Origin of the sequence: Streptomyces sp. Edi4 (genome assembly GCF_040253615.1) — a bacterium.
In the GTDB taxonomy this organism is placed as follows: domain Bacteria; phylum Actinomycetota; class Actinomycetes; order Streptomycetales; family Streptomycetaceae; genus Streptomyces.
In genome coordinates this window covers 3396125-3411333 of sequence record NZ_JBEJGY010000004.1, presented here as the reverse complement: position 1 = coordinate 3411333, position 15209 = coordinate 3396125, and the positions used below count along the sequence as shown (strand labels likewise).

Annotated in this window: 12 protein-coding genes; 8 read left to right on the top strand and 4 right to left on the bottom strand. The window is 71.7% G+C overall.

Annotation, left to right across the window (positions count from 1 at the left end; all coding sequences use genetic code 11):
- The first annotated feature begins 122 nt into the window (after positions 1 to 122).
- Together ABR738_RS17490 and ABR738_RS17485 are read left to right on the top strand one after the other, a co-directional pair.
- Positions 123 to 278: a hypothetical protein gene (locus tag ABR738_RS17490; RefSeq protein WP_350230910.1), complete on the top strand. Its 156-nt coding sequence runs from the start codon at positions 123 to 125 to the stop codon at positions 276 to 278.
- 142 nt (positions 279 to 420) lie between these two features.
- Positions 421 to 1692 carry an MFS transporter gene (locus ABR738_RS17485; protein ID WP_350230909.1) on the top strand — a complete coding sequence of 424 codons (1272 nt, stop codon included), beginning with the start codon at positions 421 to 423 and terminating at the stop codon, positions 1690 to 1692.
- Here the strand turns inward: ABR738_RS17485 and ABR738_RS17480 are convergent.
- Entirely contained in the window at positions 1620 to 3098 is a 1479-nt protein-coding gene (locus ABR738_RS17480) for an FAD-dependent monooxygenase (RefSeq protein ID WP_350230908.1), read from the bottom strand. The genes ABR738_RS17485 and ABR738_RS17480 overlap by 73 nt on opposite strands.
- A gap of 371 nt (positions 3099 to 3469) precedes the next feature.
- Between ABR738_RS17480 and ABR738_RS17475 the strand changes: the two genes are divergently transcribed.
- Positions 3470 to 4540, top strand: coding sequence for an LCP family protein (locus ABR738_RS17475; RefSeq protein WP_350230907.1), 1071 nt, complete (start codon positions 3470 to 3472; stop codon positions 4538 to 4540).
- A gap of 115 nt (positions 4541 to 4655) precedes the next feature.
- Positions 4656 to 6356 carry a class I adenylate-forming enzyme family protein gene (locus tag ABR738_RS17470; RefSeq protein WP_350234625.1) on the top strand — a complete coding sequence of 567 codons (1701 nt, stop codon included), beginning with the start codon at positions 4656 to 4658 and terminating at the stop codon, positions 6354 to 6356.
- A gap of 63 nt (positions 6357 to 6419) precedes the next feature.
- Here ABR738_RS17470 and ABR738_RS17465 read toward each other — a convergent pair whose 3' ends face one another.
- Positions 6420 to 7727, bottom strand: coding sequence for a M6 family metalloprotease domain-containing protein (locus ABR738_RS17465; protein WP_350234624.1), 1308 nt, complete (start codon positions 7725 to 7727; stop codon positions 6420 to 6422).
- A 315-nt stretch (positions 7728 to 8042) separates the two neighbouring features.
- Here ABR738_RS17465 and ABR738_RS17460 point away from each other — a divergent pair, with 315 nt between their 5' ends.
- A complete protein-coding gene (locus ABR738_RS17460; protein ID WP_350230906.1) occupies positions 8043 to 8699 on the top strand; it encodes a TetR/AcrR family transcriptional regulator in 657 nt (218 codons plus the stop codon).
- Between the two features lie 96 nt (positions 8700 to 8795).
- Positions 8796 to 10340, top strand: coding sequence for an MFS transporter (locus ABR738_RS17455; RefSeq protein WP_350230905.1), 1545 nt, complete (start codon positions 8796 to 8798; stop codon positions 10338 to 10340).
- A 55-nt stretch (positions 10341 to 10395) separates the two neighbouring features.
- Here ABR738_RS17455 and ABR738_RS17450 read toward each other — a convergent pair whose 3' ends face one another.
- Positions 10396 to 10887: a MarR family winged helix-turn-helix transcriptional regulator gene (locus tag ABR738_RS17450; protein ID WP_350230904.1), complete on the bottom strand. Its 492-nt coding sequence runs from the start codon at positions 10885 to 10887 to the stop codon at positions 10396 to 10398.
- A 417-nt stretch (positions 10888 to 11304) separates the two neighbouring features.
- Between ABR738_RS17450 and ABR738_RS17445 the strand changes: the two genes are divergently transcribed.
- Positions 11305 to 12330 carry a sigma-70 family RNA polymerase sigma factor gene (locus ABR738_RS17445; RefSeq protein ID WP_350230903.1) on the top strand — a complete coding sequence of 342 codons (1026 nt, stop codon included), beginning with the start codon at positions 11305 to 11307 and terminating at the stop codon, positions 12328 to 12330.
- Positions 12331 to 12453: 123 nt separating this feature from the next.
- On the opposite strand, the gene ABR738_RS17440 is transcribed toward ABR738_RS17445, so the two are convergent.
- On the bottom strand, positions 12454 to 13446 hold the full coding sequence (locus tag ABR738_RS17440; protein WP_350230902.1) for a helix-turn-helix transcriptional regulator: 993 nt from the start codon (positions 13444 to 13446) through the stop codon (positions 12454 to 12456).
- 63 nt (positions 13447 to 13509) lie between these two features.
- On the opposite strand from ABR738_RS17440, the gene ABR738_RS17435 reads away from it, so the two are divergent.
- Positions 13510 to 15039, top strand: coding sequence for an MFS transporter (locus tag ABR738_RS17435; RefSeq protein ID WP_350230901.1), 1530 nt, complete (start codon positions 13510 to 13512; stop codon positions 15037 to 15039).
- Positions 15040 to 15209: the final 170 nt, after the last annotated feature.

Sequence of the window (15209 nt, the reverse complement as noted above, 5' to 3'; positions counted from 1 at the left end):
CGCCCCGACCGACCCCCGCCCCGACCGACCCCCGCGCCCGCGACCCCGCTCCGACCGACCCCCGCGCCCACGACCCCCGCCCCGACCGACCCCCGCCCCGACCGACCCCGAAAGGCCCCGGTGTGACTTCAGACCTGCTCGACGACGACGACCTGACGACCTTCGAGTTCTTCGGCACCATGCCCATCGCGGCGGGACCCGTCCCCAAGCGCCCGGCGCTGCTCGCCGGCGAGGACCGGGAGACGCCGGACCACCACATCTTCCGTGGCACCGACTGACCGGCCCGGCCCGGGCGACAGGGACCTGACACGCGCATGACCCCGCTCTGAAGGTGTCCCTCCTAGGCTCGCCACCCGTGCGCGTATCCACGTCACGTACGCAGCGATGAGAGGGATCCGTGAAATCCGACCGGAGCGCCGCATGAGAGGCATGCTCGCCGGCACCTTCCAGTCCCTGACGATCCGCAACTTCCGGCTCTTCGCGGCCGGCCAGCTGGTGTCGGTCGCCGGCACCTGGATGATGGTCGTCGCCCAGGACTGGCTCGTGCTGTCCCTGACCGGCGACTCGGGCACCGCCCTGGGGGTGGTGACGGCGCTACAGTTCGCGCCGCTGCTGCTGCTCACCCTGTACGCGGGCGGGCTGGCCGACCGGCACGACAAGCGCCGGCTGCTGATGGCGGTCAATCTCCTGGCGGGCGTCCTGGCGCTGGCGCTCGCCGCGCTGGTCCTGACCGGGCAGCCGCGCCTGTGGCACATCTACCTCTTCGCGCTCGGGCTCGGCACCGTCAACGCCGTGGAAGTGCCCACGCGCATGTCGTTCGTCAGCGAACTCGTCGGCGCCGAGCTGCTGCCGAACGCGTCCGCGCTGAGCGCCGCGTACTTCAACTCGGCCCGGGTCGTGGGCCCGGCCATCGCCGGCCTGCTGGTCGCCCGGCTGGGGCCGGGCTGGGTGATGCTCCTGAACGCGGCCAGCTATCTGGCCACCGTGGGCGCGCTGCGCCTCATGCGCCCCGGTGAGCTCCTGCGCGGCGGACCCGGCCGCGCGGGAGCCGGCGTCGCGCACGGGATCCGCCACCTGCTCTCCCGGCGTGACCTGCTGCTGCCCATGGTCCTCGTCGCGGTGACGGGACTGTTCGGCTTCAACTTCCAGGTCACGCTGCCCCTGCTCGCCAAGACCGTCTTCCATGCCGACGCGGACGCCTTCGGGCTGCTCACCGCGTGTTTCGGCGCGGGCTCCCTCGTGGCGGCGTTCGCCACGACGCTGCGCCGTGGCCGTCCGGCGTTCGGCCTCGTCGTCGTGGCCGCGGCCGTGTTCGGCGGGCTGGAGTGCCTGGCGGGCCTGGCCCCCGGCTACGCGGCGGCGGCCGTGCTGCTGACACTCACGGGCTTCGGGTCCATCTACTTCGCCCAGGCGGCCAACCACCACATCCAGCTCGGCACCGATCCCGCCTACCGGGGCCGGGTCATGGCGCTCTACACGCTGGTGTTCCAGGGCACGACCCCGTTCGGCGCGCTCCTGGTCGGCAGGCTGAGCGAGGACCTGGGCGCGCGCTCGGGCCTCGTCGTCGGCGGCGCGTGCTGTCTGCTCGCCGCCGCCGTCGTCCTCGTGCCGCACCGGCGTCAGCGCGGCTCGCCGAACCAGCCGCGCAGCGCCCCCGTCAGCTCCTCGCCGTCCGGTGCCCACGCCACATAGCCGTCCGGGCGCACCAGCACCGCCGAGGGTTTCCCGTGCGCGGACGCGGCGGCGCGCACCGTGCGCAGCACGGGCGCCCAGGCGGCCGCCCCGGCCGGTACCTCGTACGCGTCGCCGAGCACCAGCAGCAGCGGGCGGCCGTCGCGCAGCAGGGTGATCACATCGAGCGGGCCGTCCTCGGTCTCCAGGGTCTCGTTGTCGAGGAAGCGTCCTTCCCACGCGGAGGAGTGGTCGGCGCGTGGCGGGTAACACAGGCCCTGGGCGCTGACCATGCCGCCGATCAGGCGACCGCCCTCGTCCTGGGAGAGGAGGCTGTCGAAGAGACCGCGCAGCGGGTCGAGGTCCGAGTCCGGCCGCATCAGGGTGAGTTGGGCCAGCGTGTTGTCGACGACCTGCTGGGCGACGGGCCTGCGCTCACTGTCGTAGGAGTCGAGCAGCCCTGGGCCCGCCGTGCCGCGCAGGAAGAAGGCCAGCTTCCAGGCGAGGTTGAGGGCGTCCAGGAGGCCGGTGCTCAGACCCTGGCCGCCGATGGGGAAGTGGACGTGGGCGGCGTCGCCCGCGAGGAAGACGCGGCCCTGGCGGTAGCTGTGGACGATACGGGTGAAGTCGCTGAAGCGGCTGAGGCTTTGGGCGTCGGTGAGCGGCACCTCGTGGCCGCTGATCCGCGACAGCTGTTCCTGCAATTCCGTTTGGGTCAGCGGGGTGTGGCGGTCGGGGTGGGGGGCGCTGAGGTCCAGGACGCGCACCAGGTGCCGTCCGTCCGGCAGGGCGCGCGCCACGGTCCAGCCGCGCGCGGTGCGCCGCCAGCCCTCCGCCAGCGCGCCCGGCTCGCCGACCCGCACGACGCCCATCGAGGCCGAGACCGTCGGCTCGCGCACATCGGCCGGGAAGGCGGACTGTTCGCGGACCGTGCTGCGGGCACCGTCGGCGCCGACGACGAAGTCGGCGCGGAACTCGACGGTCCCCTGCGGGCCCTCGGCCACCACCACGGCGTGGTCCGGGCTCTGTCGCACCTTGACGACGCGATGGCCGCGCAGGACGCGGGCCCCCTTCTCCAGCGCGCTTTTCTCGAAGTCCCGCTCCAGGTCGGCCTGGGCGCGCTTGAGGAGCGCGGGGGGCTCACAGGCGGGCGTGGTGATGGACAGGCCGGTCAGGCCGCCGAAGTGGAACGGCGTCGTCACCGTGCCCGAGCGGGTGCCGGACACCGGCAGGTCCAGATAGCCCCGCCGGACGAGCCCCTGCACGGTGCGCGCGTGCAGGGTGTTGGCCTTGGGGTGTTCGTCGATCGTGGTCTTCGACTCCAGTACGACGGTGCCGATGCCGTAACCCGCGAGTTCCGCGGCGACCACCATGCCGACCGGCCCCCCGCCGACCACGACGACGCGCGTCGCGACAACCTTGTGCATCGAGCCCTCCCCCTTGCGCCCGCACGCCCGTGCGATCCGGGCCAGCGCGAACCTAACACAGGCGCGGACGGCGAGGATCGGGGGAAATGGCTGATCACCGACCGTCGCGTCCGGGCCGGGCCGCCCTCGTACGGCACCGCCCCGCCCACCCCGGTCCCGGGCCGCCTGGGCCATCCGGGTGACCCCGGAGGACAGGCCGCCGTGAGCCGCCCGCGCCCGGCATCCCCACCGGCGCGGACCCACCCGGGACGCGTCCCCTCCGGGAGCCAAACTGCCCGTTATGCGGAAGTATGTACCTTTCAAACCGGGTGCGGCAGCGCCCTGTGTGTACGCATGCGCAGCCGTGGGGCGCCGACGGACGGAGTCGAGGGATGATGCACGGACCTCGCGGGGGCCGCATACCCCGGGTCGGCCGGACCGCCCGCATCGTGCTCTGTTCGCTCCTCGGGGTGCTGCTGCTCATCGGCGGCGCGGCCGCCTACACCTGGCACCGGCTGAACCGGAACATCTCCGGCGTCGAGCTCGGCTCCCTGCTCACCCCGGCCGCCTCCGCCACGTCCGACCTCAACATCCTGATCGTCGGATCCGACTCGCGGGCCGGCAAGAACGCCACGCGCGCGGGTGGCGGCGACGCCACCGGGCGCTCCGACACCACGCTGCTGCTCCATGTGTACGGCGGCCGCAAGAAGGCGGCGCTCGTCAGCATCCCGCGCGACACCATCGTCGACCGCCCCGCCTGCACCACCGCGTCCGGCACCGAGCTGGCGGCGCGCGAAGGCGTCATGTTCAACTCCGTGTACGAGACGGGCGGCGCCCCCTGCGCGGTCGCGGCGGTGGAAGCGCTGAGCGGCGGGCTGCGCGTGAACCACTACGTGGAGGTCGGCTTCAACGGCTTCGCGGAGCTGATGGACGCGCTCGGCGGGACCGACATCACCCTCGCCAAGCCCATCGACGACCAGCAGAGCGGACTCCATCTCCCGGTGGGCAAGCATCACTTGAACGGGCAGCAGGCCCTCGACCTGGTCCGCACCCGGCACGGCGTGGGCAACGGAAGCGACCTCGGTCGCATCCAGCTCCAGCACCAGTTCCTCACCGTGTTGATCGGGCGGCTCACGGGCGGGCGGCTCCTGTCCGACCCGGCCAGGCTCTTCGAGGTGGCCGACGCCGCGACGAAGTCCCTGACCACCGACTCCTCCCTCGCCCACGTCGGCGACCTCGCGTCCCTCGCCTACTCGATGCGGGGGCTGACCGCGCGGGACATCCAGATGGTCACGCTGCCGGCCCAGCTGGAGCAGGGCGACGAGGACCGCCTGGTGCCGGACGCGGCCAAGGCCCCCAAGGTCTGGGACGCGCTGCGGGGCGACCGCCCGGTCCCGGACGACGCCCTGTCCGGCACGGCGTCGGGACCGAACGGAATCGGCCAGGTCGTGTTGCCGGGCTGAGCGGGTATGTCCCCGTCCCGGGCCGTTGTGTTCTACACCGACCTTGACCGGAGCCGGGGAGGGGCATAGCGTCGTGCCGCACATACTGAGCGGACGCTTAGGAGGGCATCCCGTGGTGACGACAGGGGAGCAGGACGGTGGGGCGCGTATCGAACCCGGCCCGGCCGAGGCGCTGCTCACCGCGCCCGGCGCGCCGTTCGCCGTCGTCCGGGGCGAGAGCGGCGCTCTGGAGTACGCCACCGGGCCGCGCACGCTGCGGGAGTTCGCCGAGACGGTCTGGGCCTTCGGCGAGAGCCCCTTCCTGATCGCCGAGAGCCGCACCTATTCCTACGCCGAGTTCTTCGCCGCCTCCTGCGCCCTGGCCCGCCGCCTGGCCGGCACCTACGGGCTGCGCCCCGGTGACCGCGCGGTCATCGCCCTGCGCAACCACCCCGAGTGGCAGATCGCCTTCTGGGCCGCCCAGTTGGCGGGCCTGGTGGCCGTGCCGCTGAACGCGTGGTGGACGGCACAGGAGTGCGCGTACGCCCTCGACGACTGCGACCCGGGGGTGCTGCTCGTCGACGGCGAGCGCCTGGACCGGGTGGCCGGATGGGCCGGTGCGCGCGGGGTGCGCGGCCTGGTCTTCCACCACGCGGGCGTGCTGCCCGACGGCTTCGAGCGGTACGCCGACCTCGCCGAGCTGACCTCGCCCGACCCGGCCGCCGGGCCGCCGGACGTCCATGTCTCCCCGGACGCGGACGCCACCATCATCTACACCTCCGGCACCACCGGCCGCCCCAAGGGCGCCGTCGCCACCCAGCTCGCGCAGGCCGGCGCGGTCATGAACCCCCGCTTCCAGGCGGCCATGTCCCTGCTCGGGCGCGGTCTCGTCCCGGGGCAGGGGCCCGCCCCGGTCACGCTCATGACCTTCCCCTTCTTCCACGTGGCCGCGTTCACCTCGGTGTACGCGACGATGTCGGCGGGCGGTGCGCTGGTCCTGATGCGCAAGTGGGACGCGCGCCGGGCCCTCGCCCTGATCCGCGAACACCGGGTCACGGCCTACGCCGGTGTCCCGGCGACTGCCCTCCAACTCCTGGACGCTGCCGATGAGTTGGGCGACGGGCTCGACACGCTGACCGCGCTCAACACCGGCGGCGCGCCGGCCCCGCCCGGCCTGGTGAGCGGGCTGAGCGCGCGGTACGGCTCGCGGGTCGAGCCGCGCAACGGGTACGGGCTGACCGAGACGAGCGGCGGGGTGCTGGCCAACTTCGGCGCGGAGTACCGCCAATGGCCCGGAAGCGCCGGGCGGCCCACACCGGCGACGGAGGTGCGGATCGCCGGGGTGGACGGCGCGCCGCTCGCCGAGGGGGAGACCGGCGAACTCTGGCTGCGCGGGCAGTCGTTGGTGCGCGGGTACTGGAACGATCCGGAAGCCACCCGGCAGGCGTTCTCGGCGGGGTGGTTCAGGACGGGTGATCTCGCGGTGGTGCGCGAGGGGCGGGTCGGGATCGTCGACCGGATCAAGGACATGGTGATCCGGGGCGGCGAGAACGTGTACTGCGTGGAGGTCGAGGGGGTCCTGCACGACCATCCGGCGGTGCTGGACGCGGCGGTGCTCGGAGTGCCGCATCCGGTCCTGGGGGAGGAGGTGGCGGCGGTGGTGCAGGTGCGGCCGGGCGCGTCGGTGTCACCGGACGAGCTGCGGGCCCATGTGGCCGGGGTGCTGGCGGGGTTCAAGGTGCCGGCTCGGGTGATGGTGGGCGAGGACGCGCTGCCGCGCAACGCGACGGGGAAGGTGCTGAAGCGGGAGCTGCGGGAACGGTGGGAAAGCGCTTGAACCAGCGCTGAAAAGCGGTGAGTTCGGCACCAGTCGCCGGAGCCGGATCCGGAGCCGGAGCGGTCAGGAGCGGGTCACCTTCACGTGGTAGTTGCCCATGCCGTCCACGCCCGTCACCGCGATCCGGATTCCGTTGGTCCGGTCCGTGAAGGATTCGCCCGTGGTGTACGGCGCGTCGGAGAGTTCCGCGTTGACGTTGGGGCGCCGGGTGCAGCCCCCCGCCGTGGGTTCGGCGTCCGAGACGCTGATGGGGCCGCGGCCGGTGTCGACGCCCGCGTCCACGCGGTAGATCAGCACCCCGGGCTTGCAGACCACCTCGTCGTTGCCGGCCTGGGTGCGGACCTCCACCGCGTACCCGCTCTCCTTGGTGACCGGCACGAAGACCAGCTTGGGGCCGCCCTCGGTGGCCAGCGGGGTCAGCGCGTACTGGCTGTCGCCGGTCCCGGTCGCGCAGGACACCTGGCTGTTGTCGAGCCAGCCCAGCTTCCACTTGTGCCAGCCCAGCATGTCGTTGTTGGCCCCCCAGTCCTCGGACATGATGTCCCAGTGTCCGACGGCGCCGCCGCCCTGCGCGGTGTAGAGGTCGGGCAGCCCGAAGACATGGCCGTTCTCGTGCGGCAGCACCCGGTAGCCGGTCTGCCCGTACGATCCCGACCCGTCGTCCTGGCGGCTGTAGACGAACGAGGTGTTGGACAGCGGGACCCCGTCGGCGTACGGCGCGTCCTCGTTGCCGGAGAACGTCACCGACAGGACCGTGTCCAGCGCGGAGGGGCCCGCGTTCGGGGTGACCAGCACGTTCACCAGGTCGTACTTGGAGAAGTTCACCCGGGGGCCCGCCGCCGCGACCATGTCCTGGACCAGCCGGTGGTAGCCCGGCTCATAGGGGGAGCCCCGGTCGATCCCGTACGCCGAGAAGGCCTTCGGCATCCGCAGCCACTGCGGGATGGGCGCCTCGGGCCGGTAGTCGAGGCGGCCGTAGGAGGCGTTGCGGAACCAGTTGCTGGTCTGCGGGAAGAACTCCTGGTACCGGCTGAGCGCGGTCCCGCTGCCCGGCGCGTCCGGGAAGTCGATCATCAAAGTGAGGGCCCGGACGATCCCGGTGGAGTGCGCGTACCCGGGGGGCGTCGGCATCCCCTCCGACATCTGGACGCCGAGCGTGGCCGGGATGCGGCAGGGGTCGAGCGGGGACTCGCCGGGTGCGGCCACCGGCCCGGCGGAGGCGCGGGTGGCGACGGTGAGCGTGGTGGATCCGGTGGTCAGCGCGGCGAGCGCGACCGACGTGAGGGCGGCGCCGAAGAACGTGCTCCGGCGCCGGGTGCGTATCCGGCGTCCCGGCGCCCGGTCCGGGCGGGACTGGCTGACGTCCTGCATGCGCACGCCCTCGCCTTCGGGTACGCGGCAGCTGGCCGGTTCCTCGCTGCGCTCGTCTGATCACCCTGTGTCGGAGGGGTCGGGGGCGCGCGCTGGGTGGCCCGAATGTGGGTTTTTCCGGACATGGGCGGAAGTGGCGCAGGTCACATTCAAGGCGGGAAATAAACGGGGACGCTCTCCCCGTTTGAACCGGTGTCCCCGCGAAACGGGGAGTGCTTCTCCGCTTGGGTCGGATCCCGGCGGAACCCGTCCACCGCGCTCGCCCTGAACAGGCGATCGCCCCCCGTACCCCGGTCAAGAAGAAGGAGCAGAGCCGTGTCGACTGCCGCCGCACCCGTCAGCGCTCAGCCGCGCCGCGCCCCGCGTCCGCGGGCCGACGCCCTGCGCAACCGGGAGCGGATCATCGCCGCCGCGCGGGAGATGTTCGTCGAGTTCGGCGCCGAGGTGCCGCTGGACGAGGTCGCCCGCAGGGCCGGCGTCGGCAACGCCACGATCTACCGCCACTTCGCCGACCGCACCGAGCTCATCACCAGCGTGGTCCTGTCCGTCATGGACCGCGTCGCCGACCGGGCCGAGGCGGCCGCCGCCGAGGAGGCCGACCCCTTCGACGCGCTGCGCCGCTTCGTGCACGCGGCGGCGGACGAGCGGATCGGCGCGCTCTGTCCGATGCTCTCCGACACCTTCGACCAGGACCACGCCGAGCTGAACGCGGCAAGCGACCGCCTCGAACGCGACGTGGAGGGGCTGATGGACCGCGCCCGCGCGGCCGGCCGCCTCCGCACCGACGTCGCCGTGGGCGATCTCATGGTCGCCCTCTCCCAGTTGACCCGGCCGCTGCCGGGCACGCCCTGCCTGAACATCGACCAGTTCGTCCACCGTCATCTGCAACTGTTCCTCGACGGGCTTCAGGCCCCGGCGCGGTCCGAGCTGCCGGGCAGTGCGGCGACCCTCGAAGACCTCCGGAGGGGTTGACCGCCTTCTTGGTTCAACTCCCCGTTCACATCCTGTAGTTGAAGCGCAGTTACAAACACTTTTCTCGGTAATCCGCGTCCCAAGGTGGCTACCCCCATGTCTCAAACAGTCGGTCTGGACAAGCCGGACCAGCTCTCCCTCGTCCCCGACCCCAGTCGCTGGAAGGCGCTCGCCTTCATAGCCCTGGCCCAGCTGATGGTCGTGCTCGACGCGACGATCGTGAACATCGCGCTGCCCTCCGCCCAGCACGCGCTGCACATCAGTGACGCCAACAAGCAGTGGGTCATCACCGCTTACGCCCTCGCGTTCGGCGGCCTGCTCCTGTTCGGCGGGCGCATCGCCGACCTGTGGGGCCGCAAGCGCACCTTCGTCGTCGGTCTGCTCGGCTTCGCCGCGGCCTCCGCGCTCGGCGGCGCCGCCACCGGCGAGGCCATGCTGCTGGGTTCGCGCGCGCTCCAGGGTGCCTTCGGCGCGCTGCTGGCGCCGGCCGCCCTCTCGCTGCTCGCCGTGATGTTCACCGACGCCAAGGAGCGCGCCAAGGCGTTCGGCATCTACGGCGCGATCGCCGGTGGCGGTGGCGCGGTGGGCCTGATCCTCGGCGGCTTCCTCACCGAGTACCTGAACTGGCGCTGGACCTTCTTCGTGAACATCCCGTTCGCGATCGTCGCCGCACTCGGCGCCTACCTCGTCATCCGTGAGCCGGCCGGCACCCGCAACCGCTCGCCGCTCGACGTCCCCGGTGTGCTCCTGTCCACCACCGGCCTTGTCGCGCTCGTCTACGGCTTCACCCGCGCCGAGTCGGCCGGCTGGTCGGACGCCGTGACGATCACGATGTTCGTCGCGTCCGCGGTGCTGCTCGCCGCCTTCGTCACTCTTGAGGCCCGGGTGCGCCACCCGCTGCTGCCCCCGCGTGTCATCACCAACCGCAACCGCGGCGGCGTCTACCTCTCGCTCGGCCTCGCCATCATCGCGATGTTCGGCCTCTTCCTCTTCCTGACCTACTACCTCCAGGTCGTGAAGGGCTACTCGCCGGTCAAGACGGGCTTCGCGTTCCTGCCCATGATCGCGGGCATGATCACCGGCTCCACGCAGATCGGCGCCCGCCTGATGACCCGGGTCGCACCGCGCCTGCTGATGGGTCCCGGCTTCCTGACCGCCGCGGCCGGCATGCTGATCCTGACCCAGCTGTCCGTCTCGACCTCGTACGCCGCGGTGATCCTGCCGGCGCAGATCCTGCTCGGCCTCGGCATGGGCACCGCGTTCATGCCCGCCATGTCGCTGGCCACCATCGGTGTCGAGCCGCGCGACGCGGGGGTCGCCTCCGCGATGGTCAACACTTCGCAGCAGGTCGGCGGCGCGATCGGCACGGCGCTGCTCAACACCATCGCCGCCTCCGCGACGACCGCGTACGTCACCGGGCACATGGCCCTCGGCGCCACCAACCCCGAGCTCCTGAGGCTCCAGGCCATGGTGCACGGCTTCACCGCCGCCATCTGGTGGGCGGTCGGCATCCTGGTGACCGCCTCCGTCATCGCCGTCACCTTCATCAACACCGGTCGCCCGGGCGGTACTTCGGTCGCCGGGACGGGCGCCGGTGAGGATGTCGAGGACGAGGTGCGCATCCCGGTGGTCGCCCACTGACCGCCCGCGCCCGGTAGCACCCCGGACGCACCGACCTGCCCTGGCCCCGCTCGACTCAGCGGAGCCAGGGCAGGTCCGCTTTGGTGTCGGTGGGCTGGAGCCCCTGCGCCATCACCCGCATGATCTCGCCGAGCTGGTCCACCTGCTCGGGGGTGAGCCGGTCGAACAGGGCCTGGCGTACAGCGGCGACATGGCCGGGCGCCGAGCGCTCAAGGACCTCGTACCCGGCGTCGGTCAGGGTGGCGAGCTGGCCCCGCTTGTCGGAGGGGCAGTCCTCGCGCCGCACCCAGCCGTTCTTCTCCAGGCGCGTGATCGCGTGGGAGAGCCGGGAGCGGGTGATCTTCGCGTTCTTGGCGAGCTCGGTCATCCGCAGCCGCCGCCGGGGCGCCTGCGAGAGCTGGACAAGCAGCCCGTAGTAGACGTGCGGCATCCCGGCGTCGCGCTGGAGCTGTCGGTCGAGGTGGTCTTCGAAGAGCCGGGTGGCGTGGAGGTAGGCGCGCCAGGTGCGCTGCTCCTCGTCGGTGAGCCAGTTGGGTGCCGAGGTCATACATCTACTGTACGGACGCTCCTTGAATGTTTAACTAGCTCTCGTCCCGCGCGGAGTCCGGCAAATCGGTCATCGCGAGCAACCACACCGGGGCTCGGGCCGTCTAGAGGAACGGGAGCGCGGTCGCGGGCGGTGCTCTTCGGGGGTGAAGGGGATCACATCACCTGTGATGGCGGTCTCAGGGATGAAGGCGCCATAAAGACCGGCAAACGCCCCCGGTCCGCCCTCGCCACCCGCTCTGACCTGCGCCTCTGTACGGATTCGCGGTCCCTGTCACCCGCTCGCGGCGCGACAGGGTACTGCATGATCACGAATATGGAGGGCCCGGTCGGGAATTCTGTCCGGATTCCAGCCGTTGTTTCCATCGGATGCAGGGCACCCGGGAGGGTGTCGCGACCACTCAGTAAGGGAGCACGCATGGCAACCCGCGCCGTCGCCCGCCGACAGTCCGCCTCTGGCGGTTCGGATTCGGGAAGCAGGGTCCGCGCAGTCAGCAGCGGTGAGATCGCCGACCGCGACCTGGTCGGTATGTACCTCGACGAAATCGCGCGTACGCCGCTGCTCGACGCCGCCAAGGAGGTCGAGCTCTCGCAGACCATCGAGGCCGGTGTGTACGCACGCCAGATCCTCGACGGCGCGGCGACATCGGACGCCTACGCGCCGGGGTCGAGCAAGGCGGCCGGAGCCACCCGCGAGGAGCTGGAGGCGCTGTACGCCGAGGGGGAGCGCGCCAAGGACCTGTTCATCCGATCCAACCTGCGCCTGGTCGTAGCCGTGGCCCGGCGCTACCCGAGGGCGGGTCTGCCGCTGCTCGACCTCATCCAGGAGGGCAACGCCGGCCTGGTGCGCGCGGTCGAGAAGTTCGACTACGCCAAGGGATTCAAGTTCTCCACGTACGCGACGTGGTGGATCCGACAGGCCATCACCCGCTCCATCGCCGACCAGTCCCGCACCATCCGCCTCCCCGTCCACCTCGTGGAGGAGCTGGGCCGCATCCGCCGGATCCAGCGCGAGTTCAACCGGGAGAACGGCCGCGATCCCGAGCACACGGAGATCGCCGCCGAGCTGGGCTCCACGCCCGAGCGCGTCGGTGACGTGCTCGACTGGGCGCGGGACCCGGTCTCCTTGAACATGCCGGTCGACGACCAGGGCGAGACCCAGTTCGGCGATCTGCTGGAGGACACCTCGGCCGTCTCGCCCGAGCAGTCGGTGCTCACCCTGCTGCGCAGCGAAGAGCTCGACGACCTGATCGGCAAGCTCGACCAGCGAACCGCCTCGATCATCAAGATGCGTTACGGCATTGATGACGGTCGAGAGCGTACGCTGACAGAAGTAGGCAAGGAACACGGACTGACCCGTGAGCGCATCCGGCAGATCGAGAAGCACGCGCTGCTCGAGCTGAAGAAGATGGCGCGCGACACGGGCTTCGACGCGGCGGCCTAGGCCCCGCCCCCCAAGACGAGCTCCGGCACCCTCCCCCCCCTGGTGCTGGGGCTCCCGGCCCCGGCACCTTCCCCCCCTGGTGTCGGGGCCCCTCTCTTTTGTCTCCTCTGTTCTCCCTCTCGTTCACTCCTCCGGCGCAGCCGGGGCCGCCCGGATCAGACGCTCGCCCAGATCGCGCAGATACGCCGTCATCACCGGTGGCTGGTGGACGGTGAATTCGCAGTCCACCAGGGCGAGCCGCAGCGCCACCCACTCCAGGGAGTCGGTGCACGAGGCGCGCAGGCGGCAGCGCCCCTCCTCCAGCGGCTCGGGCACGCCGAGGACGCCGGGCAGGCGGGCGGTCACGAAGTCGGCCGGGGCCTCGAAGGTGATGTCGAGATCCAGGACGGGCAGGACGGGCCTGAGCCGCTTCATCGAGGCGCGCACGAACTCCGCCGCGTTCGCCTCCGGCAGCTCACGCGGGGCGAAGCGCGCCCCGGTCGCCAGCGGCTCGGTGATCCGGTCGACCCGGAACGTACGCCAGTCACCGCGTTCGATGTCGTACGCCACCAGGTACCACCGGCGCCCCGTGGAGACCAGGCGATAGGGCTCGGCCAGGCGCTTGGTGGCGGTGCGGTCGCCCGAGACATAGCCGAAGCGCACCCGCTCCTCACCGGTGACGGCCGAGGCCAGCGTGGTCAGGGTGCGCGGGTCGACGGTGGCGCCGTCCCCGCGCCAGGCCCCGGACAGCGGCATCGTGGCGGCCTGGAGGTTCGCGACGCGGCGGCGCAGACGTGAGGGGAGCACCTGCTCCAGCTTGGCCAGCGCCCGCACCGAGGCCTCCTCCACCCCGTCCACCGCGTGGCCCGCGCCCGCACGCAGGCCCACCGCGATCGCCACGGCCTCCTCGTCGTCGAGGACAAGCGGCGGCATCGCCTTGCCCGCGACGAGCCGGTACCCGCCGTCGGCGCCGCGCGCCGCCTGCACGGGATAGCCGAGCTCGCGCAGCCGGTCGATGTCGCGCCGCACCGTGCGCCGGGACACCCCGAGCCGGTCCGCGAGCTCGCCGCCGGGCCATTCGCGCGGGGTCTGGAGCAGGGAGAGCAGTTGCAGCAGCCGTGCCGGGGTGTCGGTCATGCCGTCCAGGATGCCGCGCCAAAGAGGACACGGTGTGACCTAAAGGCGGTCTACTTTCCTCCCATGTCTTCCACCACGACCAGTAGCACCCCTGGGACCGCGGCGAGCGCCGCCGCCGACCGCCGCCGGTGGTTCGCCCTGGCCATCGTGATGACCGCGGCCTTCATGGACCTGGTCGACGTCACGATCGTCAACATCGCCATACCCTCCATCCAGCAGGACACCGGGGCGAGCTTCTCCTCGATCCAGTGGATAACCGCCGGCTACGCGCTCGCGTTCGCCGCGGGCCTGATCACCGGCGGCCGCCTCGGCGACATCCACGGCCGCAAGAAGCTGTTCCTCATCGGCATCGGCGGCTTCACGCTCGCCTCCGCGCTGTGCGGCTTCGCCGCCAACCCCGAGATGCTGGTCGCCTCCCGCATCCTCCAGGGCGCGATGGCCGCGATGATGGTCCCGCAGGTCCTCTCGATCGTCCACGCCACCTTCCCCGCGCACGAGCGCGGCAAGGTCTTCGGCCTGTTCGGCGCGATCGTCGGCCTCGGCGCGGTCTCGGGACCGCTGCTGGGCGCGCTGCTCACGGAGTGGAACCTGTTCGGTCTCGAATGGCGTCCGATCTTCCTGATCAACCTGCCCGTCGGCATCGTGGGCCTGATCCTCGGCACCAAGTTCATCGGCGAGTCCAAGGCGCCCAAGGCCCTCAGGCTCGACCTGCTCGGTGTCGTCCTGGTCACGCTCGGCCTGCTCATGCTGCTCTACCCGCTCACCCGCGGCCGCGAGCTCGGCTGGCCGCTGTGGGGTTACGTCTCGATGGCCGGCAGCGTCGTGGTCTTCGCCGCTCTGATCACCTACGAGCGCAGGAAGGCGGCCAGGGACGGCTCGCCGCTCATCGAGCTGTCGCTGTTCAAGGTGAAGAGCTTCGCCGCGGGCATCGCCGTGCAGGCCACCTTCGGTGTGGGCCTGGGCATCTTCTTCCTGGTGTGGACGCTCTACATGCAGATGGGCCTCGGCTGGAGCGCGCTGCGCGCCGGTCTGACCGGGGTGCCGTTCTCCATCGCGGTCTCCGTGGCGGCCGGTCTGTCCGTGCAGAAGCTCGTGCCCCGCTTCGGCCGCAAGGTCCTCCAGGGGGGCGCCCTGACGATGGCCGCCGGACTGCTGATCTACATCTGGGAGGCGGGCCACTACGGCATGGACATCGCCCCCTGGCAGATGGCGCTCCCGCTGGTCGTGATGGGGCTCGGCATGGGTCTCATCGTGGCCCCGCTCACCGACGCGGTGCTCTCGGAGGTCCCCAAGGAGCACTCCGGTTCCGCGTCCGGGCTCATCAACACCGTGCAGCAGATGGGCAACGCGCTCGGCCTCGGCCTGGTCTCGGTCGTCTTCTTCGGCTCGATCGGCGACGACCTCGCGCCGCCGCGCCTGAACCAGGCGTTCGTGGCAGGCTTCCAGCACTCGCTCTGGTACGTCGCAGGCGTCCTCGCGGTGATCTTCCTGGTGATGTTCGCGCTGCCGGCTCGCCCCCGGCTGCACGTCGAGGGCGCGGTGGACGAGGCCTCGGCGCCCGAGCCGGCCAAGGAGGCGCAGCCGGTCGGCTGATCCCCGGCTTCCGCACGGCCCGCGACGGCCCCCAGGTCATCGGACCCGGGGGCCGTCGCGCCGTGGGCAAGATCACCGGAGCCCGGGCCCGTTTGTGCCCGCCGGGTGCCCGGAACGACGTACGAGAAGCGCTCACGGTCGTAACCTGACAGGGCAACCACAAGTTCGGG